Origin of the sequence: Curtobacterium poinsettiae, from assembly GCF_025677645.1 — a bacterium.
GTDB lineage: Bacteria > Actinomycetota > Actinomycetes > Actinomycetales > Microbacteriaceae > Curtobacterium > Curtobacterium poinsettiae_A.
In genome coordinates this window covers 866,064-892,179 of record NZ_CP106879.1, presented here as the reverse complement: position 1 = coordinate 892,179, position 26,116 = coordinate 866,064, and the positions used below count along the sequence as shown (strand labels likewise).

The window sequence follows — 26,116 nt, the reverse complement described above, 5'->3', positions numbered from 1 at the left end:
GGGGTTCAGCGCTCCGGGGTCGTGGTGATGCCGGCTTCGACGGCGTCGGCGGCGGCACGTGGGGTCCAGCCGGTGTCGGCCGTCTCCCCGATGCGCTCGAGGGCGTCGACGACGAGGTCCCAGAAGCGGCCGTGGTCGAGCTCCATCGCGGCGCTCGTGCGGCAGTCCTCGGGTGCGGGGGCGCGGAAGTCGGCGACGGTCATGCCGAGCGTCAGCGCGCCCTGGGTCTCGACGTGGATCGGGACCTTCACGGCACGGACGATCGTGGGGTCGATGACGTGGGCGACGGCGCAGGGGTCGTGGACCGGCGGGGCGTCGAAGCCCTGGGCGTCCTTGTAGGTCTGGCCGAAGAAGTCGAGCAGCTCGCCGACGAACGCGGCGGGGGCGGTGCCGACGCCGGCGATGCGCGCGGCGACCTCGGGGGTGGCCAGGGCCTGGTGCGTCAGGTCGAGGCCGACCATCACGACGTCCCAGCCGGCCTCGAACACGATGGCCGCGGCCTCAGGGTCGATGACGATGTTGAACTCGGCGACCGGGCTCCAGTTGCCGACGTGCACGCCGCCGCCCATGAGCACGACCTGCTTGACGCGTTCGACGATGCGGGGCTCCTTGCGGGCCGCGAGGGCGATGTTCGTCAGGCCGCCGGTCGGCACGAGGGTGACCGTGCCGGGCTCGTGCGCCATCACGGTGTCGATGATCAGGTCGACGGCGTGGCGCTCGTCGAGGTCGAACGACGGCTCGGGGAGCATCGGGCCGTCCAGGCCGCTCTCGCCGTGGATGTCCGGCGCGACCTCGATCTGGCGCAGCAGCGGGCGGGCGGCACCGGCAGCGAACGGCACCCCGGTGATGCCGGCGATGCGGGCGACGGCCAGGGCGTTGCGGGTGACCTTCGGCAGGGTCTGGTTGCCGACGACGGTGGTCACCGCGAGCAGGTCGATCGCCGGGCTGCCGTGGGCGAGCAGGAGCGCCACGGCGTCGTCGTGGCCGGGGTCGCAGTCGAGGATGATCTTCGCGGCGGGCTGGGTCGCATCGGGCACGCTGGGCGCTCCACTTCTTCGGGGAATCGAGGTGAGTGCTCGACGTGGTGGGGATCCACGGGCCGGCAGAGCGCTGGCGACATGGCGCGTCAAGCGTTTGACATCGAAACACGTCAAGCGCTTGACGTCAAGTTCGACCACCGCGCTCGCTAGCATCGACGAGTGCCCTCCCCCGCCGCCCCGAGCCGTCGTGTGACCGCTGCGATGGTGGCCGAGCGTGCCGGCACGAGCATCGCCACGGTCTCCCTCGTCGTGAACGGCAAGGACCGCGGGCGGGTCTCCGCCCCCATCGCCGCGCGGGTCCGCGACGCCGTGGAGGACCTCGGCTACGTCGTCGACCACGCTGCCAGCTCCCTGGCCCGTGGCAGCGGTGACCTCGTCGTGTTCATCGCCCCCGACCTGTCGAACCCGTTCTTCGCGGAGGTCATCCGTGGCGTCCGCGACACGTTGGGCGACCGGTTCCAGCTCGTGCTCTCCGTCACCGAGCGGGGCGCGCAGCCGGTCGCGGCCGACGTCCGGCGCTTCGAACGGCTGCGGCCGGCCGGCATCCTGGTCGATGCCCCCGCCGTCGACGAGCCGATGTCGGCGAGCGTCCCCGTGGTGCTGCTCGACGCCCCCGGAGGCCCCGAGGCCGTCAACTACGACCTCTCCATCGGTGTGCACGACCTCGTCGCCCACCTGCACGCCCAGGGGCACCGGCACGTGGGCTACCTCGACGGCACCTCGCGGGCGGCGACGTTCGGCGTGCGCCGCGAGCTGTTCGAGCAGGCCTGCGCGGACGCCGGCATCACGGTGTCCGAGGTCACCGCCCGCGCCGACCTGACCGTGGAGGCCGCGGCCTCGGCGACCGAGCACGTCATCGAGGCCTGGCAGGACGACGACGTGACCGCCGTCGTCGCAGCCGCGGACACCCTGGCCTACGGAGTGCTGCGGGTCGCCGGCGCGCTCGGCATCGCCGTCCCCGGTGCGCTCGCGGTCGCGGGCTTCGACGACCTGCCGTCGTCGTCGGTCACCGCCCCGGCCCTGACGAGCGTGGCGCTGCCCGGCGCCGACCTCGGCCGGGCTGCGGCGCTGCGGCTCCTCGCGATGCTCGACGGCACGGCCGCGGAGGCCGCAGCCCTGCCGACGCGGCTCGTGCCGCGCGCGAGCACCGGCGCGTAGCGCCGGGTCACCGCGACCTCACGCGCTCAGCGACAGCTCACGCGCGCTGGAACGCGCGAGGTGTCGCCCAGCGCGAGAGTCCGGCCGCGGCGCGCGGTGGTCGTGACCGGACGACGGACGGGAGGCCCGGTGCCAGCCGGCACCGCGCCTCCCGTCCGTCGGTCGGTCGGTCTACCGGTCGGTGTCCCGCCCCGGTGCGGAACCCTCCGGAGCCGCCGCGTGCTCCGCACGCGCAGCACGCTGCGCGCGCTCGAGCTCGTCGGCCTCGTCGCCGCCGACGGCCTCGCCACGGGCGACCATGCCGGCCGTGTCGGACAGCGTGATCTGCGGCAGGAACAGGGCGAGCAGGAACGCCACCGCGATGAACGGCAGCAGGTACCAGAACACCGGTGCGAGCGAGTCGGCGTACGCGTTCACGATGCCGTCCTGCACCGCCTCGGGCAGCTTCGCAACCGTCGCGGGGTCGATGCTGCCCGCCGACGACGCCGCATCGGTCGCCGAACCACCGGCACCGCGGAACACGTCGGTCAGCGACGTGGTGAGCCGCGCGGTGAAGAGCGCGCCGAAGACGGCGGTGCCGAGGGAGGCGCCGACCTCGCGGAAGTAGTTGTTCGTCGAGGTCGCGGTGCCGACCTGCTCGGCGGGGACGGCGTTCTGCGCGACGAGGACGACCACCTGCATGATCAGGCCGAGCCCCGCACCGAAGACGAACAGGTACGCGCAGATGAGCCAGATCGGGGTGTCCGCCGCCAGCTGGGTCATCGCGAGCATCGCGATGGCCACCAGGACGGTGCCGACGATCGGGAACATCCGGTAGCGCCCGGTCTTGGTGATCAGGACACCCGAAGCGATCGAGGTGCCGATCAGGCCGGCCATCATCGGCAGCATCAGCAGACCGGAGACGGCGGCCGAGGTACCCGAGGCCATCTGCAGGAACGTCGGGACGAAGCCGATCGCGGCGAACATGCCGATGCCGAGCACGAGGCCGATGCCGGTGGCCAGCAGGAAGGTGCGGTTGCGGAAGAACGACAGCGGGAGCACCGGGTCCTGGGCACGGGACTCGACGAACACCAGGAGCGCTGCCGAGACGACGAGACCGGCGAACCAGGCCCAGGTCTCGGGGGCATCCCAGCCGTGGTCCTTGCTGCCGCCGAACTCCGAGAAGAACACCAGGCACGTGGTCGCGGCGGACATGAACAGCACGCCGAGGACGTCGATCCGCTTCGTCGCCTTCTTGTTCGGCAGGGTCAGCGCGAACCACGCCACGAAGAACGCCGCGATGCCGACCGGGATGTTGATGTAGAACGCCCAGTTCCAGGTGAGGTGGTCCACGAAGAACCCACCGAGCAGCGGGCCACCGATGGCGGACAGGCCGAAGATCGCACCGAGCGGGCCGAGGTACTTGCCGCGCTGCGAGGCCGGCACGATGTCCGCGATGATCGCCTGCGACAGGATCATCAGCCCGCCGCCGCCGAGCCCCTGCATGGCGCGGAACGCCACGAGCTGCGTGAAGTCCGTGGCGAACGCGCAACCGGCCGACGCGATGGTGAACAGCGCGATCGCGATGAGGAACAGGTTGCGGCGCCCGAGGACGTCGCCGAACTTGCCGTAGACGGGCATCACGATGGTGGAGGCGAGCAGGTACCCGGTGGTCAGCCAGGCCTGGTGGGCGACGCCGCCGAGCTCGCCGACGATGGTGGGCATCGCGGTGGAGACGATGGTCTGGTCGAGGCTGGAGAGCAGCATCCCCGCGATCAGGGCGGAGAAGATGATCCAGATGCGACGCTGCGTGAGGAGCAGCGGGCCGTCGGAGCCTGGGCGGGCACGCTTGGTGGTGCCCGGCGCGGTGGCGCTCATGTGGTGTGTTCCCGTTCGGTCGTGGTGACCGCCCTGAGCAGGCGGAGGTTCTCGGTGAGCAGGGCGTCGAACGTCGGCCCGGTGGTCTCGTCGAAGGCGTCGTCGAAGTACGTCTCCGCCGTCACCTTCGCGAGCGCCGCGGCCGCCTCGGTCACCAGGCGCGCGCGACGGTCGGCCGGGTCGTCCCAGCCGAACCGGGTGCGGACCGCCGCGGTGATGCGGCCGAGCTGCGCGTCGGTGGCGGACAGGAACCGCGCGACGAGCGCGGGCTCCCGCTCGAAGACGCCGCGGACGAGGACCTCGTCCGCGCGGTCGATGCCGACGCGTCGCAGCTGATCGACCGCGAGCGCGACGATCGAGTCGAGCGGGTCGAGGTCGCCGGGGACGATCCCGCCGGCGGCGTAGGCGTCGATCGCCTCGACGTCGGCGTTGAGCTCGATGCCGAGCACGGCGTCGTCCTTCGACCCGAAGTGGTTGAAGAACGTGCGGCGCGACACCCCGACGGTCTCGCAGAGCTGCTCGATCGTGAAGCCGTGCAGCCCGTGTTCGACCGTCGCCCGACGTGCCTCGACGATCATGCGTCGGCGCAGCGCGCGGGTGCGTTCGGTGGTGCTCACCGAGCAAGAATTGCACTCTCCCGCCGAAAGTGCAATACGGGACGGGGTCGGGCTACAGGGCCTTCTCGAAGCAGAACGACCATGGCATGGTTGCCGCGTAGGGCTCGTAGACCGCGATCTGGTCCCAGCCGGTCTTGCGGTAGAGCGCCACGGCGTCGGGCTGCTTGTCGCCGGTCTGCAGGATGAGCCGCGGGGCACCGAGTTCACGGCCGACGCGCTCGCACTCGTCGAGCAGCGCGGTGGCCGCGCCCTTGCCGCGTGCCGAGGCCAGCACGATGAGCCGCTTCAGTTCGACCTCGTCACCCAGACGCCGGACGGCGATGTGCCCGACCGGCTCACCGGACTCGTCCAGGGCCAGGACCGACGTGACGACGGTCGACGGGTCGACGCTCAGCGCACGACCCCGCTCGGCGGTGACCGCCGGGTCCTCGCCGGCGTTCGCCGACCCGTAGCGTTCGTGCATCTCGTCGTCCATGCGGGCGCGGAGCACCACGCTGCGGGGGTCGTCCCAGGACACGCGTTCGATCGTGATCACGAACGTCGATCCTGGCACGGGCGACCGACGACGCGGAAACCGAGGCGCCCGTCGGGCGCGACCGGCACCGCCTGTCGGGCGCGACCGGCACCGCCCGTTAGGCGCGACCGGCACCGCCCGTCAGGCGCGACCGGCACCGCCCGTCAGGCGCGACCGGCACCGCCCGTCAGGCGCGACCGGCGCCGCCCGTCAGGCGCGCTGCCCGAGTGCCGCGATCGGGCCCTCGCCGGCTCGGAACGCCGCGAGCACGGCCGCCGCATCGTCGTACACCTCGGCCGCCCCGGCACCGCGGAGCTCGTCACCGCCGATGCCGCCGGTCATCACGCCCACGCACGGCACGCCCACCTTGCCGGCGGACTCGACGTCCCACATGGCGTCCCCGACCATCACGGCGTCGTCGGCGGAGACCCCGGCCTTGTCGAGCGCGACCCGGATGATGCCGGGGTCCGGCTTCGCCTGCTCGACGTCCTCGGAGCTGGTCTCGGCGGTGACCCACTCACCCGCGTCGAGCAGGTCGCGCAGGCGGGCGAGTTCGTGCTCGGGCGCACTGGTCGCCAGGACCACGGCGTGCCCGGCCTCGGCGACGGCCTGCAGGAGTTCGCGCGCGCCCGGCAACAGCCGGAGCCGTGGCATCTGCTCGGCGTAGTAGGCGGTGTGGAACTGCTTCGCGGTGTCGCGGGTCTCCTGGGACGCGTCCGGCAACAGCGTCTCGAGCAGCTTCGCCGAGTCCATCCCGATCGCGCGGTGGATCCGCCAGGCGTCGACGGACTCCCCCGCCGCCAGGAACGCCCGCCACCATGCGTCGATGTGCGCGTAGTTCGAGTCGGCGAGGGTGCCGTCGATGTCGAAGAGGACTGCTGTGGTGGGTGCGTCGGCCATCCGTCCATGCTGCTCGGGAGGCCCGGATCGCCTCCCAGGGGCGTCCCGCGTCCGTCAGACGGTGATCGTCTCCCCCGCCGGCAGGATCAGGACGGGCACCGGCCCGAGACCGTCCGGGCCGAGGAAGCGCGCGGCGGACTGCTGGCCGAGCTCACTCAGCATCGCCTCGTGGATCTGCACGGCCCGCTCCGGTGCCACGGCTCGCACGTAGTCGACGGCCTGGGCGGTGTTCGTCCACGGCCCGCTCGTCGGCAGGAGCAGGGTCGGCACCGGGACGCCGGGCTCGAGGTACGCGTCGCCCGGGTGGAACACGGCGTCGTCCACCAGGTAGCCGACGTTCGCCGTGGAGGGGATGTCGGGGTGGATGACCGCGTGCTGCTCGCCGAAGACCCGGACGGAGAACGGTCCGACGGTGATCGTGTCGCCGGCCTGCACCGCTGCGACCCGGCCGTGGTGTTCGCCGAGCTGCTCGACGACGGTCTCCGGACCGCGGACGACGAGGTCCGGGTTCGCGGCGAGTCCCGCGCGCAGGGCGTCGATGTCGAAGTGGTCGGGGTGGTCGTGCGTGACGAGGACGCCCGCGGCTCCGCGGACGAGGTCGACGGCCTCGGGCGTGAACACCCCGGGGTCGATGACGAGGGTGACGCCGTCCTGCTCGAGGACGACGGTGGCGTGGTTGTACTTCGTCAGCTCCATGCGCACAACTGTACAGCAGTGTTGTACTTATGCGGCCGCCGGAAAGGTGAGGGGTCGCTCAGTCAGCGCGACGCGCGACCCGCTCGAACAGCTCGGGCAGGCGACGCAGCAGGGCGCGCTCCTCGGCGTCGGTCTCCTCGCGGATCGCGTCGGCCAGCCAGTCCGTGCGGGCGTCCATGTCCCGCTGCATCGCGGCCCGGCCGGCGTCCGTGATCCGGATGACCGACGCTCGGCGGTCGGTGTCCGACGCCGCCCGGTCGACGTAGCCGAGCTCGGCCAGTTCGCCGACCGTGCGGGACTGCCCCTGGTGCTTCACGCCCCGCCGTCGCGCGAGTTCCGCGATCGTCATGGGGCCCTCGCGGTGCAGGAACCCGAGGGTGGTGGTGTGCGTGGCCGGCAGCGCGTCCGCCTCGCGTCGTGCGGCACGCACGACCCGGCCGATGGACTGTCGGAGCTCCGCTGCGAGCTCGTCGATCGGATCCATGACCGGAACGCTACCGCGTGACGGACTGGAGGCCCGTGGCGATGTCGCCACGGGCCTCCAGTCCGTCATCGGGTTCCGCTCAGCTGCTGCGGACGTCGTCCGCCGCGCCCTGCGCGTTGTCCTTGACGTCGGACGCGGCCCCCTGCGCCTCGTCCTTGACCGTCTGCGCGGCGTCCTGCGCGGTCCCCTTGAGGTCCTGCGCGTGCTCCTTCGCCACGTCGCCGAGCTGCGAGCCGACGTCCTTCGCCTGCTCCTTGACCTCGTCGACGAGCGGTGCAGCCTTCTCCTTCAGCTCACCGGCGAGTTCTTCTTCCTTGTCCGTGGTGGGCAGGAGCGACGACACGAGCCAACCGGCACCGAACGCGATGAGGCCCACGGCCAGGGGGTTGCCCTTCGCCTTCTCGACGCCCTTCTGCGCGACGTCCTTCGCCTGGCCGGTCGCGCCCGAGGCGGAACCGGACGCGCTCGAGCGAGCCGACTGGGCCGCGCCCATCACGGACTCACGGACGTCCTGGAACCGGCCCTTCACCTTCTCGCTCTGGCGGTGGGCGATGGACGACGGGCTGACCTTGTCGGCGAGGGCGTCGACGTCGGAGCCGAGTTCGCCGCGGGTGCGCTCGATGTCGGCGCGGATCTCGTCTGGGGTGCTCATGGCTTCCTCCCGGTGTTGGGCTTGAGTGTCTCGGGGACTTCCTTGGCGGTCTCGACCGTCTGCGGGGCGCCCTTGATCTCCTTGATCTCCTTGCGCCCGCGGACGGCCAGGATCGCGGCGACGATCGCGTAGACGACCGCGATGATCAGGGCGGACCAGGCGTTGCCGATCAGGTAACCGAGGCCCCACCACGCGGCGATCGACAGGAACAGCAGGGCGAACACGGCGGTGAGACCGGCGCCCCCGAACATCCCGCCCGCCTTGCCGGCCTTCTTCGCGGAGTCGGTCAGCTCGGCCTTCGCGAGGGCGACCTCCTGCCGGAACAGGCTGGAGAGGTCACGCGACACGTCGGACAGCAGCTCACCGAGCGGTGTGGTCGCAGCGCGCTCCTCGGGCGTCGGTTCGCCCAGGGGTGCCGCGCCGGGGAAGGACTGGCTCATACGCCACTCCCCGATCCGGTGGTGCCGTCGCCGGCCTCCTTCTCGTGCTTGACCTCGGTCGCGAGCGCCTTGGTCAGGCGTCCGGCCAGCAGGCCCGCGCCCGCGGCGATCGCGATGAAGGTGCCGGGGCGCTTCGCGGCGAAGGTCTTCACCTCGTCGAGCAGGGAGCCCGGGTCGCGGTTCTCGAGGAACCCGGCGGCCGAGGTCGCGCGGCCCGACAAGTCGCGGACGACCTTCGAGGCGACGCCCTGCTCGTCGTCGTTCTCGGCCATGCGACCGAGCTGCTCGCCGAGGGAGCGGAGTCCGCCGGCAGCGCGCTGCTGCTGCTCGCCGGCCTGCTGCTTGAGGTTCTCGGACGCCTGGCCGTAGAGCTGCTTGGCGTGGTCGGTCGCCTCGGAGGCGACCTTCGATGCCTGCTCCTTGGCGGTGTCCGCGACGTTCGCGGCCTTCTCCTTGGCGTCGCCGGCGACGTCCTGCGCGGCACCCTTCGCCGCGTCGGCCTTGCCCGAGCCGCTGCCCGAGTCACTGCCCGAGCCGCTGGCGTTGCCGGTGCTGCCGGCGGATGCGGCGGACGGGACGGCGGGGAGCTGCTCGTCGGCCGGGACGGCGTCGAGGGGTGCGTCGAACGGCACCTCGGCGGCGCTGTCGCCGTACGGGTCGTAGGTCTGCGGCGCACCGGGATCTGCGGGTCGCGCGGCGGGGGTACCGCTGGCGTACGACGGCACGGTCACGCCGGGGGCGACCTCCTGGCCCTCGGAGGCTGCGGTGCGGTCGTGGATGGGCGTCCCGGAGTCGTTCCCGGGTGGGTTCGTGGTCATGGTCGGCCTTCCGGTAGTCGTCACCCCCGGCGTGCACCGGGGTGTGTCGCCACCGAACGTGCGCGCTTCGCTCTGAGCCAGAACACAGGAATGCCGGGAAACGCGGTCCGGCAATCCGCACAGGCGACAGCCGGTTGGATCGACGGATGCCCCGTGTCTCGGTCGTGATCCCCGTGCGGGACGATGCCGTGCACCTGCGGCGGTGCCTCGCCGCCCTCGCGGCCCAGACCCGGCCGGCCGACGAGGTCGTCGTGGTCGACAACGGCAGCTCCGACGACAGCGCGTCGATCGCCCGGGACGCCGGGGCGGTCGTGCTCACGGAGCCGGTGCGCGGGATCGCCAGAGCCTCGGCGCGCGGCTACGACCGTGCGTCCGGCGACGTCGTCGTGCGGCTCGACGCCGACTCCGTCCCACCGCCGTCCTGGATCGCCGACGCGGTCCGGTTGTTGGCAGACCCCGAGGTCGTCGCGGTCACCGGTCCGGGCCGACCCCGGGGCGGTGGCCCCGTGGTGCGACGACTGTGGGACGCCGTGTACATGGGCCCGTACTTCGTCCTGATGTGGAGCGCGCTCGGGCACCCGCCGTTGTTCGGGTCCGCGATGGCGATGCGCCGGTCGACCTGGGCCGCGGTCGGCGGGCGAGCGCACCGTGACGACGCCGAGGTGCACGACGACGTCGACCTGAGCATGCAGCTCGACCCGGCGTGGCGGGTGGTGGCCGACCCCGTGCTCGCGGTGCAGGTGTCCGCGCGACCGTTGTCGGGCCTCCCGTCCGTCTGGGTGCGGACGCGACGCGCCTTCCACACGTTCCGTGTGAACGGCCGGCGGGCGAACCCGGTGCGCCGGTGGGCACGACGGCTGCGGTCGCGGTCACGGCGGTGGTGGCGCAGCCGCTGACCGGCCGGGTCGGGGGACAACGAATCGGTGACGGTCGCTGCCACCGCGACCCCCGGTCGGTACGTTCGTGAGTGACGGTCACGACCTGACGCGACCGGATGAAGGGGAACCATGCGCCACACGATCACGCTCACTGCCCTGCTGGCTGCGGGCCTCGCGCTGACCGGCTGCGCGCAGGCCGGACCGGCCGGACCGGCCAGCGCCACCGCGACCACCGCAGCCGACCCGACGACGGCACCGACCCCGACCGACACCACGACCGCGCCGAGCCCCACCGACACCGGGGCCCCGAGCGATGACACCGTCACCGTCCCGGCCAGCTGCACCGACCTGATCACCCCTGGCAAGTGGGACAACGCGTTCGCATCGGCACCGCTCAACGACCCCTCGGTCGTCGGCGACCCGATCGCGATTCCGAAGAGCGCGTTCACCCCGGCGCTGCAGGGCGACGGCGGGCGCCTGTACTGCGTGTGGGCGGAACCGCAGGCCGACGTCTCGTACCTGTCCATCGCGGTCGACGCCGTCGACCCGGCCGCAGCCCGCGACGCACTCGACCAGCTCAGCGCGAAGGGCTACGACTGCGGCGACGGGTCCGACGGGTCCCTGTGCCAGAAGGTCTCGAAGAACTCGCAGTACCCGGTCACGGATGGCGACACGTACTTCACGCGGGGCGACATCGGCATCCACGTCCAGCAGTCGAACGTCGAGACGACCGATCTGCTCGACGACGTCGTGGCGAACGTCTTCACGGACTGACGCAGCGGGTCACCGGGCGGGTCGAGACCGCACGTGCGCCCGCTCACCCTGCGGCCCGAACAGGCACAGCACCTCGGTGACGGACTCGGTCACGTTGCCCATCCAGTGCGGGGTGTGGGTGTCGAACTCGGCGACCTCACCGGGACCGAGGTCGAGGTCGTGCTCCCCCAGCACCAGCCGGAGCCGTCCGGACAGCACGTAGAGCCACTCGTAGCCCTCGTGGGTCTTGAGCGACGGCTCGCCGCCCGGGGTGTTCGGCGGGAACAGCTGCTTGAAGGAGCGCACCCCGCCGGTCCGCTTCGTCAGCGGCACGACGACGCGGCCACCGTGCACCTCGGGCTTCATGTGCACGCGCGGGTCGCCGGTCTGCGGTGCGCCGACCAGGTCGTCGAGGGGCACCTGGTACGCCCGGGCGAGGGGCAGCAGCAGTTCCAACGTCGGCTTCCGCTGGCCCGACTCGAGTCGCGACAGGGTGCTCACCGACACCCCCGTCTGCTGGGACAGCGCGGCGAGTGTGACGTCGCGGTGGGCGCGCAGGGCGCGCAATCGGGGGCCGACCCCGTCGACGACGTCGGCCGTCGTGCGCGGGGCGGTCGCGTCCTGGCTGCCGTGTCCCATGACGGTCATGTTGCCACACCGGCAAACTACGTTGCTGTTGAATCGTGATCCGCCGCATGATCAGCGCATGTCTGAACACTTCGACGTCATCGTCATCGGCGGCTCGGCCGCCGGCCTCTCCGCCGCCCTGATCCTCGGCCGTTCGCGGCGCTCGGTGCTCGTCGTCGACTCCGGCGAGCCCCGCAACGCCCCGGCTGCCGGCGCGCACAACTACCTCGGCCACGAGGGCGTCGCACCCGCCGAACTGATCCGCATCGGTCGCGACGAGGTCGCCGCCTACGGTGTCCAGGTCACGGCCGGGAGGGTCGTGGCCACGTCCGCCACGACCGGTGACGGTCACGACCCGGTCGGCTTCTCGGTCACGCTGGACTCGGGCGCGGTCGTCACGGCCCGCAGACTGGTCGTCGCCTCCGGCGCCGTGGACGTCCTGCCCGAGGTCCCGGGCCTGGCCGAACAGTGGGGGCGCGGGGTCGTGCACTGCCCGTTCTGCCACGGGTGGGAGATCCGCGACCAGCGGATCGGGGTCCTCGTCACGACACCGAACGCCGCACACCACGCGCTCATGTTCCGGGCGCTGAGTGATCGGGTGACCGCGTTCCTGACCGATCCGGCGCTGATGGACGACACCGCGCTGGCTGGTTTGGCCGCCCGCGGCATCTCGGTCGTCGAGGGCCCGGTCGCCGAAGTGGTCTCCGACGGCGACCGGCTGACCGGGGTCCGACTCGGCGACGGTTCGTTCGTCGAGCTCGATGCCCTGGCCACGGCGAGCCGGCCCGAGGCGCGGGTGGGCTTCCTGTCCGGGCTGGGCCTCGCCGCGACCGACCAGTTCATGGGCCACCACCGGTTCGCGACCGCGCTGACCGTGGACGCCGCCGGGCAGACCGTCGCTCGTGGGGTCTACGCTGCCGGCAACGTGACGGCCCCGATGGCGACGGTCATCGCGTCGGCGGCTGCCGGTACCCAGACGGGCGCGGCGGTGCACGGCGACCTGGTGCAGGCGGACCTAGCGGCGGCGCTGGACGGGGTCGGTACTGTTTCGGGCTGAGCGACAGTTCGCGGGGCCGGCCGGGCGTGCAGTGTCGGTGAGCGCGAAACCCGGCGTGCGTCAGTCGACGCGGTAGCCGGCCTGCGCGGCCAGCAGCGGCGCGAGCGTGTACAGCTGGTCCGCGCCGATCGTGGCCCCGCGGAACCCCTCGAGCCGCTCGACCCGATCGAGGTCCGCTCCGCGCAGGTCCACGTGGTCGATGCGAGTGTTCGACCCCTCGGCGGCGCGGAGGCTGCTGCCGTCGAACGACACCCGCAGCAGCTTCGCGTCGGCGATGTCGAGCTCGTCGATGACGCAGTCGCGGAACACCACGTCGGTGATCGTCGAGCCGCGCAGGTTCACGAACCCGAACTTCATGCCGACGAACTCGACGCCGTTCAGCCCGGAGTCGTACAGCTCCGCCGAGCCGACCCGGCCGCCGGCGACCCGGACCTCGCGCCACGAACTACTCGACGCCCGCAGGATCGGGGCGTCGAGCGAGTCGATGATCGAGTCACGGACCCGGAGCCCACGGAAGTCCGCGTCGTCGCCCCGGAACGTGTCGATGACGCACTCCTCGATCTCCAGGTCGGGCAGTCGCTCGCCCGCCAGGTCGAGGACGTCGATGCGCTTGCCCTCGATGCGGTCCCCCGTCAGGACGTCACCGGGAGCTGGCGCCCAGTCCTCGAGGTTCGTCGGTTCGGTCAGGGTGATGCGCGGGGCGTCGGTGCCGGAGGAGCGTGCCATGCCCCCAGTCTGGCGGTGACCGCCGACCCCGCGGCTCACGACCGTGGTCGGGTGAGGACACTGTCCAGCCGGTAGTCCTTCGCCGGACCGCGCGCTTCCCACCGCACCGTCCAACGGTCTTCGTCGCCGTCGAAGGCCCCCGTGTAGTCGTCCGGAGCGCAGGCGTGGGCGACGCTCGTGCCCCACACCCAGTCGTGGAAGACCCGACCGTCGGAGAAGTGCACGGTCCAGCCGCCGGTACTCGTCCGCCGCAGGACGAGGGTCCGGGACACGGGCGTCGTCCGGCCGTCGAACGTCATCACGCCGGACTCGTCCCAGCGCACCTCGTCGTCACCGACCCGGGTCAATTTGGTGGTCCCGGTGACGGTCCCCGCGGCCCCGGCACGGTGGTCGTGCACGGTGCGGTCGAGGTCCCACACCCCGAGCAGGTCCGTCGGTAGCAGCACCCGCCCAGGCTAGCCGCGCAGGGCCTCTGCCCGCGCGGCTCGGCGCTCGTCGTCGGTGATGACGCCGCGGGCGTGCAGCTCGTCGAGTTCGAGGAGCCGCTGCTCCGGCGAGCTCCGGCGGGCGCCGTGGGGACGCCTGCTGCGGACGACCGCGATGCACACGGCGACGATGACCGCGATGACGATGAGCACCATCAGCAGGGTCCAGACGAGGTCGTAGACCGGCGGGATCAGGGGATTGCGCACTTCTTCGGAGGCGATCATCATCCGCGCAGGGCCTCGGCTCGGGCGCTGCGGTGCTCCTCGTCGGAGATCACGCCGCGCGCGTGCAGGTCGTCGAGCTCGGCGAGGCGCTGTTCGAGCGGCTTGTCCGGTGCGAACGTGCGGCTCTGCATCGCCTGGTACGCGATGTCCTCCTGCATGGTGAGCGGGTTCTGACCACGGTCGGCCATCCGCTTGCCCCGGTAGAGCGCGAGGATGACGATCGTCAGGGTCGTGAGGATCGCCAACGCCGCGACGACCCCGAACGCGATGCCGAACCAACCGTCGAACAGGTCGGGCATCCCCGACTCCCCCGGACCCTCGAGCTCACTGAACGCGGACCAACTGAGCACCATCGCACTCCCCCTTCTCACAACGACGAGCGAAGCGTAGCGCGTGACGGGGAACACGAGCGGGCGTTCCTTCCCAGAACGCCCGCGATGCAATGTCCAAATGGGCGTAACTGGTCAGAACTTCCGACCCGGTCCGCCCGAAACAACCCGGTACGCCCGAGAGCACCCGGTACACCCAGAGCGTCCCCGCAACCCCGGCCAGCCCGCTCAGCCGCGCAGCGGCCTCGACCCCGGAACGTTCGCACCGTCCGCGAACCCGGCCACGAGTGCACGCAACGCTTCTTCGGAGGTGTGTCGGGCCTCCCATCCGAGCACCGACCGGGCGCGGTCGGTCCGCATGATCGGCACGCCCGCCGCGATGTCGATCCACCCGGCATCCGTCGGCTGCAACCGCAGCCGCCACGTCACCGTCACGATCCCGCGCAGCAGGCGCAGCGGGATCCGCACGGCACCGAGCATGCCGAAGGCCCGGGCCAGTCGCGGCGGGTTGAGCACCGGTGACGCGGCGATGTTGAACGCTCCAGCTGCCCGTCGGTCGACCGCACGCCAGAAGGCGTCGGCGACGTCGTCGGCGTGCACGGCCTGGAACACGAACGGGTACGGCAGCGGCAGCACGAGCCAGCGGATCCACCGCACGATCGACATCGGCACCAGGTGTCCGAGGAACAGCCCACGGATCTCGGCGGCGGCCTCCCGCTGGAAGATCAGCCCCGGGCGCAGCCGGGTGACGGTCACGGAGGGGTGGGCGGTCTCGAACGCGTCCATCGCCGCCTCGTTGGCGGCTTTGTGGATCGAGTAGGTCGCCGTCGGGATGCCGTCGGCGGGCCAGGTCTCGTCCACCGGGGTGTGCTTGCCGGCGACGTCCACCCCGCGGTAGGCACCCACCGACGACGAGACGACGATCTGGGGCACCTCGGCGCGCGCGACGGCCGCCAGGACGTTCGCCGTCCCCGTCACGTTCGTGCGGTGCTGCGCGGGGATGTCGTGCGTCGGCTGGAGCGCCCACGCCAGGTGGATGACGGCGTCGGCGCCCTGGAACACGGCCGTGAGCTGGTCGACGGCGTCCGCGTCGCCGACGTCCACGGCGTGCCAGACGGCAGCGGCGTACGGTTCCGCGCGCAGGTCCGGCAGCCGCCGCGCGACGCCGACTATCTGGACACCGGCGGCGGCGCCAGCGGCGGCGGCACCGTCGGCAGCGTCACCGTCGCCGTCGGCGCGCACGGCCGCGAGCCGACGGAGCACCGCCGTCCCCACGTTGCCGGTCGCGCCGACGACGACGACGCGCATCAGGCTGCGGCCATCGCGGGGTCGAGCACGACCTTGACGCAGTCGTCCTGCTTCTTCTGGAAGACCTCGTACATGTGCGGGGCATCCTCGAGCGACACGCGGTGGGTGGTCAGGTCGAGCGTGCCGAGCGGGTCCGACGGGTCGGAGACGAGCGGCATGATGTCGTCGATCCAGCGCTTCACGTTGCACTGGCCCTCGCGGATGGTGATCTGCTTGTCGAACAGCGTCATCATCGGCATCGGGTCGGCCATGCCGCCGTAGACACCGCTCAGCGAGACGGTGCCGCCACGACGGACCAGGTCGATGGCCGCGTGCACGGCCGCCAGTCGGTCGACGCCGGCGGTCTCGATCGCCTTCTGCGCGAGCTTGTCGGGCAGCAGGCCGGCGGCGCGCTGCGCGAAGCCCGCCATCGGGTTGCCGTGGGCCTCCATGCCGACGGCGTCGACGACCCCGTCGGGGCCGCGGCCGTCGGTCAGGTCGACGAGCTCGGGCACCATGTCCTTCGTCAGGTCGAACACCTCGGCGCCGTGCTTCGCCCCCAGGTCACGGCGGACCTGCTCGGGGTCGACGGCGAGCACGCGGTAGCCGAGGTGCTTGCCGATCCGGGCGGCGAACTGGCCGACCGGGCCGAGGCCGAGCACGGCGAGCGTGCCGCCTTCGGGCACCTGGGCGTACTGCACGGCCTGCCACGCGGTCGGCAGGATGTCGCTCAGGAACAGCCAGCGGTCGTCGGGGGTGCCGTCGTCCGGCACGACGATGGGGCCGTAGTCGGCGTGCGGCACGCGCAGGTACTCTGCCTGGCCACCGGGGACCTGGCCGTACATCTTCGTGTAGCCGAACAGCGACGCACCGGTGCCGTACTCGGTCACCTGGGTGGTCTCGCACTGCGACTGCAGGCCGTGCTGGCACATCCAGCAGTGGCCGCAGGAGATGTTGAAGGGGATGACGACACGGTCGCCGACCTTCAGGTTCGTGACGCCGGATCCGACCTCTTCCACGATGCCCATCGGCTCGTGGCCGAGGACGTTGCCGCGGTCGATGTACGGGCCGAGCACGCGGTACAGGTGCAGGTCGGAGCCGCAGATCGCCGTGGAGGTGATCCGCACGATCGCGTCGGTCGGCTCCTGGATGGTCGGGTCGGGGACGGTCTCGACGGACACCTTCTCGGTGCCCTGGTAGGTCAGTGCGCGCACGTTGCGTTCCTCTCGTGGTCGCTTCGAGCCTGCCTGGAGGCACGACTCGCGTTCGCCTCCTCGGTACGCGCCCGCCCCGTGGACGCTCCCAGCCCCGCGTCCCCCTCGCGCGTCGGCACGCGGGGCCGGGGGACCCCGATCAGCCCCGCAGCCGGTCGCGCTCCCCCGGCGGGAGGTGCTCGGTCGCCGTCCGGCGGGCCGCCGGGCTGAGGAACCGGCCGCTCTGCTCGAGGAACGCCACGAGCGCCGCCTCGGACGCCCGCTTCCCCGTCTCGCGCAGGACCAGCCCGAGCGCCGACTGGACCGTCTCGCTGCGCTCCCGGACCAGACGGCCGGCGATCCCGAGCGGCACCTCGGCGTCGCCCTGCTTCGCGAACGCCAGGGTCGCCACGACCGCGATCCGCCGGACCATCGCCACGTCGGACTTCGCCAGCGCGAACAGCGGGCCGGTCGAAGCGCCCAGCAAGGGGGCGCCGACGAGTTCCTCGGCCGCCAGGTCGACGAGCACCGGGTCCTCGAACCGCTCGGCCTTCGCCGCCGACAGGTACTCGTCGGTGAGCTCCGGGTCGGGGTGCGCACGCATCGCCTGCACGAGCAGCAGGACGGCGACGAGCTTCGCGCCGTCGTCCTCGCTCCAGAGCAGCGCCGAGCGTTCCCCCTCGTCGAGGTCGTGGAACTGTCGCGCGACCCTGCGGGCCGCGGCGACGTCGCCGGTGGTGCGGGCGAACGCCGCCAGCACGGCCTCCGCGTCGCGCCCTGCCGGGAGGCCCGTCACGCGACCTCCCCCTCGCTCGCGTCGTTCTGTGGTGCCCGCCGACGTCCGCGGCTGAGCACGATGACCGCGACGACCACCAGGAACGCCGCGAACAGCCACGTACCGACCTGCGGGTCGACCAGGCGCGCCAGCACGGCACCACCCGGCGAGCAGACCGCGGCGGTGATGCCGACCGTCAGTCCCACCCGCAGGTCGACCGCGCGGCGCCGCAGGTTCGCGACCGTCCCGGACACCGACGTCGGCACCATCGTCAGGAGCGACGTGCCCTTCGCCAGCAGGTCTCCGGCGCCGAGCACGACCTCGAGCCCCGGAACGATGACGACCCCGCCGCCGACCCCGACGAGCCCGGACAGCACCCCCGACAGCAGCCCGAGCAGCAGCAGGACGATCGCCTCGACGACCCCGAAGTGCACCTCGCCGCCGCGGGTCGGCACCGTCGTGAACAACGACACCAGCACGACGGCGATGAACCCGACGAAGATCCACGGCAGCACGCGGAGCGGCAGGGCACGGAGCAGCCGGGCACCGAGCGGGGCGCCGATGACGCTGCCGACCGCCAGGGTCAGGGCGGCGAGCCAGTGCACCTCGCCCTGCACGGCGTAGGTGACCGCGCCGACGACGGCCGCGGGCGCGATCGCGACGAGCGAGGTGGCCGAGGCCCGACGCTGGTCCATCCGCGCGAAGGCCATGAGCGCCGGCACCACGATGACCCCACCGCCGACACCGAACAGCCCGGACAGCACGCCCGCCAGCACCCCGATCGCCACCAACACGAGCATCGTTCCGCCGCGCTTCCTCATCCCGCCCAGGCTATCCGCGGCGCGGGCGTGCTCTCGCACGGTGCGAGGTCACCCGCGCTTGGTGAGCACGGATGGTCGGGTGTCCGAAGGCGACCCGACCATCTCTGCTCACGAAGCGAACGTCAGCTTGCGAATCGCTGAGTAGTTTCCCGGATCGCTGCAGCGTGAAGGTAGATGTCATCGAGGTTCTCGATCGGGTGCTTCGTCTCCACCTTGTTCTCATCGAACAGCCCGAGGTACTTCTGCTTCTTGCCGTTGAACCACAGGCGCGCAATGGGCTTGCGGTTGTTGTCGTCGAGCAGGACGGCGAAGTACGACTTCTGGTCGCGGTGGGCGATGCGGTCGGGCTTGACCTCGCTGCAGGCGATGGCCTTGACGATCTGGTAGCCCTCGAGTTCCTCGAGCGTGGTCTCGATCTCGGTGTCGCGATCGAGGTCGTCCTCAGCCACCGCCGCGCTCGTCATCGCCTCAGCCGGGGCTTCGGCGCCGACCGGAGCGCTGTACGAGGCGCCGAGCGCCGTCTTCAACCGATCGTTGACCTGCTCGTTCAGGAACTGCTTCGATGCCTTCGCGACCAGGGTCGTGAACTGGGTACGGGCCTCCTGGGTGAAGCGACCGTCGTAGACGCGAGTCGTGAAGAGGCGCACGAAGTCTTCTTCCGGCTCGCGGAACTGTGCAGCGATGGCTCGCTTGATCGACCCGACGTACTTCAGCTCCTCAGCGGCGCTGATGACGGAGTCCAAGTCGAAGACGTCCTTCGTCAGCTTGCTGAGCTCCGGAAGCAGTGTCTCGTCGATGTCGGCGAGATCAAGGACCAGGAAGGGACGGTCGTCCATCTTGTTCGGCGCATCGAGGTCTGTGTAGAAGTTGTAGACCTCGCCGTTCGTGAGTACCGCGATGCGGGCGTTCGTGACGGAGAAGTACCGGAACAACTGCGACGCGTGCTCGATCTTCAGCGGCTCAGTCGACTTCTTGCACTCGATGAGGATCTGCACCTCGCCGTCGCGCATGATCGCGTAGTCGACCTTCTCGCCGCGCTTCACGCCCACGTCCGCCGTGAACTCGGGCACGACTTCCAGCGGGTTGAACACGTCGTACCCGAGGATCGTTGAGATGAACGGCATGACGAAAGCGTTCTTCGTCGCTTCTTCGGTCTGGATGGCCTCGCGCTGGTTCTGCACCTTCGTCGCCAACGCGGCGAGACGCTCTTCGAACTCCATTGTTCCTCCCCTGTGATCGCTGCAACGCTAGTTGACGACCCGTCAGCGATCGACCGATTGTCCCGCCCCCGTTCGTGGGGCCACCGGCTGGGCACTGGAGAGATTGTGGGCTACGACGCAGCGAGCGCCGTCGGTTCACCCTCGTGCACGAGCTGGTGCACCCGCTGGTACGAGACGCCGAGGACGACCGCGATGTCCCGAAGGGTGAGGCCGTCGTCCTTCAACGAGACCGCGATCGCCCTGCGGAGGGAGAGCGCGCGGGCTTCCTTCACCTCGGCCTCGGCACGCAGCGCGGTGGCCTCTTCGAGCGAGCGCGCCAGGGCTGGTTCGAGCTCAGCGCGGATGACCACGGTGACGTCGCCCTGATCGACCTGTGCCACGAAGGCGATCGCTTCGCGCTGGGCATCGGTAGCGAGGTCGAGCCGACGGACCTGCGAGATCGCGCCGGGGAACTGATCGTTCTGCACGATCCACCAGTTGCCCTCGCGATGCGCACGTGACGTGTAGGTCATCGCCACCACCCCTTCCCGAGCTCCTGCTCGAACTGCTTGAAGAACGCCCGAGCGGTGCCGTCGGCGATCTCGGAGTGCCGTCCGACGGTGCTCCGGGTCGATCCGACGACGACGCCGGTGTGGTTCGTGAGTTCCACTTCGCGGTACTCGAGGCCGGCCGAACGTGCCGCGATCTTCAGGCGCTTGAGCACGGCTTGGCGTTTCACAGCCTATGTCTACTGCCCTTGATCCATCAAGGCAAGCATCATAGACAAGCCGGGATACTGTCGGCCTGACACCGTGCGAGGCCCTTCATCGAGTGAGCAGAAAAGGCCGAGTGACCTCGAGCCACTCGACCTCTTCTGCTCACTCCATGCTTGGGACGAGAACGCGCGCGACGCGCCCCGCGTCAGCGGAAGTGCATGTTCTTCAGCGGGTCGACGAGGGTGCCGTTCCGCCGCGTCTCGACGTGCACGTGCGGCCCCGTCGACTGCCCGGTGTTGCCGGACTTCGCGATCTCGGTGCCGAGCTTCACGATCTGCCCCTGCTTCACCTCGATCTTGCTGAGGTGCGCCGTCAGCACCGCCGTCATGCCGTACGTCACGACGATGTAGTTGCCGTACGCGGCGTCGTTCGCGATGGTCTTGGTGACCGTCCCCGTCCCGGAGCCGTACACGGGTGTCCCCACCGGCACGGGGGCGTCGGTGCCCTGGTGGTAGCGCGGCACGTGCCCGGCGCCGCGGTCGTCGCCGTACCGTCCGGTGATCTTCGTACCGTTGACGGGCCAGGCCAGGCCGGTGACCGGTCGGCTCGACCAGACCCGGGTGTCCTTCGCGCCGTAGAGCACGACGTTGCCGTCGACCTGGACGAGCAGGTTGCCCGACCCGGCGGTGCTGGTGCGCGAGCTCCAGAGCGCGACCTTCTTGCGCGACGCGTCACGCGTCCAGATGACGAAGTTGCCCTTGGCCTGCAGCTCGGCCCAGGCGCCCGGGTGTCCGCCGGTGCGCGACTGCCAGACGACGCGACCGCTGACCTTCTGCACCAGGTTGCCGTCGGTGCGCATGTTGAGGATGCGCGTGTTCGAGGTGTCGGAGCGCAGGACGGTCCCACCCAGGATGGTGTTCCCCGACGGGACCCGGTCCTGGTAGCCGTTCCAGCTCACGACGACGGTCTTGCCGGCGAGCAGCGCCATCGTGCCGTCGGCGCGCACCTTCAGCGCGGTCGAGTTCACGGTGCCGGCCGAGGCCCAGCGGGCCACACGCTTGCCGTTCTTCGTGATGTCGAGGGCGCGGTTCTTGCCGACCACGGCGATCGCGCCGGAGTTGCCGGCGGTGTTCGACGCCCACAGCACACGGTTGCCGATGCCGTACTCGACCAGGTTGCCGTCGCCCTGCATGATGAGCTTGAACTGGCCGTTCGGCGACGTGACCTGGTCGCCTGGTAGGAGCTTGGTGCCGGCCGGGGCCGACCCGACCCAGACCGCAGAGGCCGCTGCCGGTTCGGCTGTCGCCACGAGCGCCCCCGCCGCCAGGGCCAGGGCCGTCACGGCGCCGGCGATGCGTGGGAGTCGGCGCGCACGTGCGACGGTCGACGGAGTGGTGGTCATGGATCCCCTGCCCTGGAACCGACCGTGCGAGCGCTCGGTCGTTCGGCGCTCGCCCTGCACGAGTCGCCGAACGATGTTCGCTTTTCTGCGCGGGGTGCACAACCCCTTGGACTGGGGGTGTACAGCGCGGCAGCGATCGCCGCGGGACAGGATGGGACCATGTCGACGCCCAACCCCGCCTTCGTCCCGCCCGCAGCACAGACCACCCGCCCGGACCTGCAGGGCACGTTCGGCATGGCTGCCTCGACGCACTGGATCGCGACGGCGACCGCCCAGTCGGTGCTCGAGCGCGGCGGCAACGCCTTCGACGCCGCCGTCGCCGGCGCCTTCGTCCTGCAGGTCGTGGAGCCCCACCTGAACGGCCCCGGGGGTGACCTGACGGCCGTGTTCGCGACGGCCACGAACCCCGTGCCGACGGTACTGGTCGGGCAGGGCCCCGCCCCCGAGGGCGCGACCCCGGAGCACTACCGCGCCGAGGGCCTCGACCTGGTCCCCGGCTCTGGCGCGCTGGCCGCGACCGTCCCCGGCGCGGTCGACGCCTGGCTGCTCCTGCTCCGCGACCACGGCACCTGGGAGCTGGCCGACGTCCTCGCCCCCGCGATCGGGTACGCCCGTGACGGCCACCCGGTCGCACCTGCGGTGGTCCGGACGATCACCGCAGTGCGCGAGCTGTTCGAGCAGCACTGGCCCACCTCCGCCGCGCAGTGGCTGCCGGGAGGCACGGTGCCGGTCCCCGGGGACCTGGTGCGCAACGAAGCACTCGCCGCAGTGCTCGACCGGCTGGTCGACGCCGGTGCCGGTGCCGGCAGCCGGACCGGCCGCATCGACGCGGCCCGGTCCGAGTGGGCGGAGGGGTCCGTCGCCGACGCGATCGACCGCTTCGTCCGCGAACCGCACCGGCACGCGTCGGGCACCGACCACGCCGGGGTCATCCGGTCATCGGACCTGGCGGCGTTCCGGGCGTCGTACGAACCCGCGACGACCGCCGAGTTCCGCGGCTGCACGATCGCCAAGACCGGGCCGTGGGGCCAGGGTCCGGCGCTGCTCCAGACGCTACGGCTGCTCGAACCGCTCGACGACGCCCTGCTCGACCCGTCGAACGAGCTCGGCGCGCACACGATCGTCGAGGCGCAGAAGCTCGCACTCGCCGACCGCGAGGCGTTCTACGGCGACGGCGAGGTCCCGATGGACGTCCTGCTCTCCGACGCCTACGCCGACGAGCGCCGTGTGCTGATCGGCGAGCGCGCTTCGGCGGAGCTCCGACCCGGCACGGTCGCCGGGGTCGAACACGCGATGCCACCCGTCCGGACCTCGTACGACTCCGCCGGGTCGGTCGGGGTGGGTGAACCCACCGTGCAGGTCGCCCGCGACGCCGAAGCCGACACCGAGGTCCCGCCGGCGGCTCCGCCCGAGGACCGCGGCGAGCCGTTCGTGACCCCGGACGGCGAGACCCGCGGTGACACCTGCCACATCGACGTCGTGGACCGCTGGGGCAACATCGTCAGCGCGACCCCGTCCGGTGGGTGGCTGCAGTCGTCACCGACGATCCCGGAGCTCGGGTTCTGCCTCGGCACGCGCCTGCAGATGACGTGGCTCGAACCGGACACCGCGTCGACCCTGCGGCCCGGCGAGCGCCCCCGCACCACGCTGACCCCGACCCTGGTGCTCCGCGACGGGCACCCGGTGGCTGCGCTCGGTTCCCCCGGCGGTGACCAGCAGGACCAGTGGCAGCTGCTGTTCCTGCTGCGCTGGATCGTCGGCGGGTACTCCCCGCAGCAGGCCATCGACGCACCCGCGCTGCACACGACGTCGTTCCCGGGGTCGTTCTGGCCGCGCACGTGGGAGCCCGCGGGCCTGGTCGTCGAGGACCGCCTGGGCGACGAGGTCATCGCGGCACTCGAGGCCCGCGGACACGTCGTGACCCGCGGCGGTGACTGGAGCCTCGGCCGGCTGTCGTGCGTCACCCGCGACCCGGACACCGGTGTCCTCGGCGCTGCCGCGAACCCCCGCGGCGCGCAGGGCTACGCCGCGGGACGCTGACCCCGGCGCTCGTTCCTTCCCAGAACACCCGCGCTGGAAAGCGGAATCGGGCGTACCTGGTCAGAACTTCCGACCAGGTACGCCCGATTCGACCAGGTACGCCCGGAGCGACCAGGTGCACTCAGCGCGTCTAGAGCGTCGGGACGACCACCGCGCGGCCCGAGAGCTCCCCGGCCTCGAGCTTCCGGTAGGCCTCGAGTGCGTCGGACAGCGCGTACCGCTCGACGTCGGGCACGATCTGACCGGCGCGGTACATCGCGACGACCTCGTGCAGGTCCTCGATGGTGCCCCAGTACGTGTTCGTGATCGTCGACTCGTACGGCGTCGCGAAGAAGTTCCACTCGGTGGTGCCGCCGGCGATCCCGACGACGGTGAACCGGCCGCCGACCGCCATCGAGGCCTGCGCGACCGTGATCGTGGGGGTGGCACCGACGAAGTCGAAGGCCGCGTCCACGCCGCGTCCGCCGGTGATCTCGCGGATGCGCTCGGCCTGGTCCGGGCCGCCGGGGACGGTGATCGCGCCGCGGGCGGCGGCGCGGTCCATCGCGTCCTGCTTCATGTCGGTCGCGATGACCGTGGCGCCGGTGAGCGCCGTGAGGATCTGCACCGCGATCTGCCCGAGGCCGCCCAGGCCGACGACGAGCGCGAAGCGACCGCCACCGGCCAGGTTCGGCAGGGAGTTCTTGATCGCGTGGTACGGCGTGAGCGCGGCGTCGCTGAGCGGTGCGGCGGCGATCGGGTCGGCGTCACCGAGCGGCACGAGGTTCCGCGCCGGGACGCTCACGTACTCCGCCATGCCGCCGTCGCGCCCGAGACCGATCCCCATGTACGGGTTCGTCGCCGCGTTCTCGCAGTAGGTGTCCTGACCCTTCGAGCAGTACGAGCAGTGCCCGCAGCCGACCGGCCCGTAGACCAGGTAGGCGTCGCCCTCGGTGAAGCCCGTGACCCCGTCACCGACGGCCTCGACCCATCCGGAGTTCTCGTGGCCGAGCACGAACGCGGGGGCCTGGGCTCCCGGCTGCCCCTGCTGGAACTCGCGGTACACGGCGACGTCGGAGTGGCAGGCACCGGCCCCGGCGACCTTGAGCAGGACCTCACCCGGCCCGGGTGCGGGCTTCGGGACCTCGGTCAGGGACGGGAAGGTCTGGTACTGCTCGAACACGACGGCGCGCATGGGTTCTCCTTTGATCGCCCTTCACGCTACACCTGTCGTCGAAGACGACATGTGTCGCCCATTCGCCTCGAGGCCACGCCGCCCGGCGAACGGCCCGCGGTCGAACCGAGCGCCACCGGGACGCGACGACCGTGCCACCATCACCGTCACCACGACCCATCCGATCGGCCCCGTGAACACGAGGAGCAGGATCCACAGGCCGGTGTGGTCCCGGTCGTGCAGTCGCCGCACGAGCAGCGACCACCGGGGCACGGTGGTCAGGATCGTCGGGACGAGCAGCACCAGGTCCCACGCGTCCGGCCAGACCTCCCGGTCGCCGGCTCCCCAGCCGAACCACCCGTCCTGACCACGGTCGAGCACGTGGAACGAGACCCGCGGCGACGGGACGGCTCCGAACGGGTCGACGTACAGCTCCCACCGGCCACCGGTCCCGTGCACACCGACGATCAAGAGCGCAGCCCCGACCAGCGCGAGCTCGAGCGCGATCACCCACCAGAACTCCGAGCGACTCGCCCGCCCGTGGAACCGCCATCCCTGGGTCCAGAACCGGAGCCAGGCGACCACCGGGTTCGTCACGTCGGCCGGGCCCTGCTCGAGCACGGACTCGCGGAAGCCTGTCACGTCGTGTCCCCCATGTGCCAGATCGTAGGGCAGACCTGCGTCTTCGCCGTGAGCGGGTTGCGAGAACGATCGTTCTCCGATTGACTCAGGAGCGGTGGTCCCGTTCGGGGCCGCTCCCCCACACGAAAGGAGCGGGCATGCCCACTCGCACCGCACGCACCGCCTGGAACGGCGGCCTCGACGACGGTTCCGGCCAGGTCGAACTCTCGAGCTCGAAGGTCGGCACGTACGACGTCTCGTTCCCGAAGCGCGCCGCCGAGGACGCCGGGGGCACCACGAGCCCCGAGGAGCTCATCGCCGCCGCACACTCGGCCTGCTACGCCATGCAGTTCTCCGCCGTCCTCGGCGAGGCCGGCGGCACGGTCGAGGCCCTCGACGTCAAGGCCGACGTCTCGCTCGGCCCGGACCCGGCGGGCGGCTTCCGCCTCACCGGCATCGTCCTGACCGTCAGCGGCGAGGTCTCCGGCATCGACGAGGCCGCGTTCCTCAAGGCCGCCGAGGACGCCAAGGCGACCTGCCCCGTGAGCAAGGCGCTGACCGGCGTCGAGATCACCCTGCACGCGACCTTCGAGCAGTAAGCGCAGACCGCAGGAGTCGTCACCACGTGACGGACGGGAGGCCCGGTGCCGGCT

31 protein-coding genes are annotated in these 26,116 nt (G+C 71.5%); 6 read left to right on the top strand and 25 right to left on the bottom strand.

What is annotated here, in order from left to right:
* Positions 1-5 precede the first annotated feature (5 nt).
* A complete protein-coding gene (gene uriH / locus OE229_RS04460) occupies positions 6-1,037 on the bottom strand; it encodes a uridine-preferring nucleoside hydrolase UriH (protein WP_209132861.1) in 1,032 nt (343 codons plus the stop codon).
* Positions 1,038-1,199: 162 nt separating this feature from the next.
* On the opposite strand from uriH, the gene OE229_RS04455 reads away from it, so the two are divergent.
* Positions 1,200-2,198: a LacI family DNA-binding transcriptional regulator gene (locus OE229_RS04455; RefSeq protein WP_262139932.1), complete on the top strand. Its 999-nt coding sequence runs from the start codon at positions 1,200-1,202 to the stop codon at positions 2,196-2,198.
* A 171-nt stretch (positions 2,199-2,369) separates the two neighbouring features.
* Here OE229_RS04455 and OE229_RS04450 read toward each other — a convergent pair whose 3' ends face one another.
* The 9 genes from OE229_RS04450 to OE229_RS04410 form a co-directional block, all read right to left on the bottom strand.
* Complete coding sequence (locus OE229_RS04450; RefSeq protein ID WP_262139931.1) at positions 2,370-4,055, bottom strand: MDR family MFS transporter; 1,686 nt, start codon at positions 4,053-4,055, stop codon at positions 2,370-2,372.
* Positions 4,052-4,672: a TetR/AcrR family transcriptional regulator gene (locus tag OE229_RS04445; RefSeq protein WP_262139930.1), complete on the bottom strand. Its 621-nt coding sequence runs from the start codon at positions 4,670-4,672 to the stop codon at positions 4,052-4,054. Before OE229_RS04445 ends, OE229_RS04450 begins: the two co-directional genes overlap by 4 nt.
* 52 nt (positions 4,673-4,724) lie before the next feature.
* Positions 4,725-5,207 (bottom strand): GNAT family N-acetyltransferase, encoded by a 483-nt coding sequence (locus tag OE229_RS04440; protein WP_262139928.1) that lies wholly within the window; start codon positions 5,205-5,207, stop codon positions 4,725-4,727.
* A 189-nt stretch (positions 5,208-5,396) separates the two neighbouring features.
* Entirely contained in the window at positions 5,397-6,086 is a 690-nt protein-coding gene (locus tag OE229_RS04435; protein ID WP_111039777.1) for an HAD family hydrolase, read from the bottom strand.
* Positions 6,087-6,140: 54 nt separating this feature from the next.
* A complete protein-coding gene (locus tag OE229_RS04430; protein WP_262139926.1) occupies positions 6,141-6,782 on the bottom strand; it encodes an MBL fold metallo-hydrolase in 642 nt (213 codons plus the stop codon).
* Between the two features lie 58 nt (positions 6,783-6,840).
* Complete coding sequence (locus OE229_RS04425) at positions 6,841-7,266, bottom strand: MarR family winged helix-turn-helix transcriptional regulator (RefSeq protein WP_262139924.1); 426 nt, start codon at positions 7,264-7,266, stop codon at positions 6,841-6,843.
* Between the two features lie 79 nt (positions 7,267-7,345).
* Entirely contained in the window at positions 7,346-7,918 is a 573-nt protein-coding gene (locus OE229_RS04420) for a DUF3618 domain-containing protein (protein WP_259578274.1), read from the bottom strand.
* Positions 7,915-8,358, bottom strand: a complete 444-nt coding sequence (locus OE229_RS04415; protein WP_259578275.1) for a phage holin family protein — start codon at positions 8,356-8,358, stop codon at positions 7,915-7,917. Before OE229_RS04415 ends, OE229_RS04420 begins: the two co-directional genes overlap by 4 nt.
* The gene (locus OE229_RS04410; RefSeq protein WP_262139922.1) at positions 8,355-9,176 is read right to left on the bottom strand and encodes a hypothetical protein; all 822 of its coding nucleotides are present in this window, start codon (positions 9,174-9,176) and stop codon (positions 8,355-8,357) included. Before OE229_RS04410 ends, OE229_RS04415 begins: the two co-directional genes overlap by 4 nt.
* A gap of 146 nt (positions 9,177-9,322) precedes the next feature.
* On the opposite strand from OE229_RS04410, the gene OE229_RS04405 reads away from it, so the two are divergent.
* Positions 9,323-10,072: a glycosyltransferase family 2 protein gene (locus OE229_RS04405; protein WP_259578278.1), complete on the top strand. Its 750-nt coding sequence runs from the start codon at positions 9,323-9,325 to the stop codon at positions 10,070-10,072.
* A gap of 111 nt (positions 10,073-10,183) precedes the next feature.
* A complete protein-coding gene (locus OE229_RS04400) occupies positions 10,184-10,828 on the top strand; it encodes a hypothetical protein (protein ID WP_262139920.1) in 645 nt (214 codons plus the stop codon).
* Positions 10,829-10,837: 9 nt separating this feature from the next.
* On the opposite strand, the gene OE229_RS04395 is transcribed toward OE229_RS04400, so the two are convergent.
* Complete coding sequence (locus tag OE229_RS04395) at positions 10,838-11,455, bottom strand: helix-turn-helix domain-containing protein (protein WP_262139918.1); 618 nt, start codon at positions 11,453-11,455, stop codon at positions 10,838-10,840.
* Between the two features lie 58 nt (positions 11,456-11,513).
* On the opposite strand from OE229_RS04395, the gene OE229_RS04390 reads away from it, so the two are divergent.
* Positions 11,514-12,491, top strand: coding sequence for an NAD(P)/FAD-dependent oxidoreductase (locus tag OE229_RS04390; RefSeq protein ID WP_262139917.1), 978 nt, complete (start codon positions 11,514-11,516; stop codon positions 12,489-12,491).
* Between the two features lie 60 nt (positions 12,492-12,551).
* Here OE229_RS04390 and OE229_RS04385 read toward each other — a convergent pair whose 3' ends face one another.
* From OE229_RS04385 to OE229_RS18060, 12 genes are all read right to left on the bottom strand, one after another.
* Complete coding sequence (locus OE229_RS04385; RefSeq protein WP_262139916.1) at positions 12,552-13,217, bottom strand: pentapeptide repeat-containing protein; 666 nt, start codon at positions 13,215-13,217, stop codon at positions 12,552-12,554.
* Between the two features lie 35 nt (positions 13,218-13,252).
* Positions 13,253-13,663, bottom strand: coding sequence for a DUF6314 family protein (locus tag OE229_RS04380; RefSeq protein WP_262139914.1), 411 nt, complete (start codon positions 13,661-13,663; stop codon positions 13,253-13,255).
* A 9-nt stretch (positions 13,664-13,672) separates the two neighbouring features.
* Positions 13,673-13,930, bottom strand: coding sequence for a hypothetical protein (locus tag OE229_RS04375; RefSeq protein ID WP_209132840.1), 258 nt, complete (start codon positions 13,928-13,930; stop codon positions 13,673-13,675).
* On the bottom strand, positions 13,927-14,280 hold the full coding sequence (locus OE229_RS04370; protein WP_209132839.1) for an SHOCT domain-containing protein: 354 nt from the start codon (positions 14,278-14,280) through the stop codon (positions 13,927-13,929). The genes OE229_RS04375 and OE229_RS04370 overlap by 4 nt, the downstream gene beginning before the upstream one ends.
* Positions 14,281-14,484: 204 nt before the next feature.
* Positions 14,485-15,564 carry an NAD-dependent epimerase/dehydratase family protein gene (locus tag OE229_RS04365; protein ID WP_259578287.1) on the bottom strand — a complete coding sequence of 360 codons (1,080 nt, stop codon included), beginning with the start codon at positions 15,562-15,564 and terminating at the stop codon, positions 14,485-14,487.
* Positions 15,564-16,757, bottom strand: a complete 1,194-nt coding sequence (locus OE229_RS04360; RefSeq protein WP_262139911.1) for a zinc-dependent alcohol dehydrogenase — start codon at positions 16,755-16,757, stop codon at positions 15,564-15,566. Before OE229_RS04360 ends, OE229_RS04365 begins: the two co-directional genes overlap by 1 nt.
* Positions 16,758-16,896: 139 nt before the next feature.
* Positions 16,897-17,532, bottom strand: coding sequence for a DNA alkylation repair protein (locus OE229_RS04355; protein WP_262139909.1), 636 nt, complete (start codon positions 17,530-17,532; stop codon positions 16,897-16,899).
* A complete protein-coding gene (locus tag OE229_RS04350; RefSeq protein ID WP_262139907.1) occupies positions 17,529-18,332 on the bottom strand; it encodes a sulfite exporter TauE/SafE family protein in 804 nt (267 codons plus the stop codon). Before OE229_RS04350 ends, OE229_RS04355 begins: the two co-directional genes overlap by 4 nt.
* Before the next feature lie 122 nt (positions 18,333-18,454).
* A complete protein-coding gene (locus OE229_RS04345) occupies positions 18,455-19,552 on the bottom strand; it encodes a type I restriction endonuclease (RefSeq protein WP_262139905.1) in 1,098 nt (365 codons plus the stop codon).
* Positions 19,553-19,662: 110 nt separating this feature from the next.
* Positions 19,663-20,064 (bottom strand): hypothetical protein, encoded by a 402-nt coding sequence (locus OE229_RS04340; protein WP_262139903.1) that lies wholly within the window; start codon positions 20,062-20,064, stop codon positions 19,663-19,665.
* Positions 20,061-20,270 (bottom strand): ribonuclease PH, encoded by a 210-nt coding sequence (locus tag OE229_RS04335; protein WP_262139901.1) that lies wholly within the window; start codon positions 20,268-20,270, stop codon positions 20,061-20,063. The genes OE229_RS04340 and OE229_RS04335 overlap by 4 nt, the downstream gene beginning before the upstream one ends.
* Before the next feature lie 182 nt (positions 20,271-20,452).
* Positions 20,453-21,649, bottom strand: a complete 1,197-nt coding sequence (locus OE229_RS18060; RefSeq protein ID WP_182066560.1) for a peptidoglycan DD-metalloendopeptidase family protein — start codon at positions 21,647-21,649, stop codon at positions 20,453-20,455.
* Positions 21,650-21,808: 159 nt separating this feature from the next.
* Between OE229_RS18060 and OE229_RS04325 the strand changes: the two genes are divergently transcribed.
* Entirely contained in the window at positions 21,809-23,689 is a 1,881-nt protein-coding gene (locus tag OE229_RS04325; RefSeq protein ID WP_410007325.1) for a gamma-glutamyltransferase family protein, read from the top strand.
* A 130-nt stretch (positions 23,690-23,819) separates the two neighbouring features.
* On the opposite strand, the gene OE229_RS04320 is transcribed toward OE229_RS04325, so the two are convergent.
* Positions 23,820-24,863, bottom strand: a complete 1,044-nt coding sequence (locus tag OE229_RS04320; RefSeq protein WP_262139900.1) for an NAD(P)-dependent alcohol dehydrogenase — start codon at positions 24,861-24,863, stop codon at positions 23,820-23,822.
* A 21-nt stretch (positions 24,864-24,884) separates the two neighbouring features.
* Positions 24,885-25,484 (bottom strand): DUF805 domain-containing protein, encoded by a 600-nt coding sequence (locus OE229_RS04315; RefSeq protein ID WP_262139899.1) that lies wholly within the window; start codon positions 25,482-25,484, stop codon positions 24,885-24,887.
* A gap of 137 nt (positions 25,485-25,621) precedes the next feature.
* Between OE229_RS04315 and OE229_RS04310 the strand changes: the two genes are divergently transcribed.
* On the top strand, positions 25,622-26,062 hold the full coding sequence (locus tag OE229_RS04310; protein ID WP_182066564.1) for an OsmC family peroxiredoxin: 441 nt from the start codon (positions 25,622-25,624) through the stop codon (positions 26,060-26,062).
* Positions 26,063-26,116 lie beyond the last annotated feature (54 nt).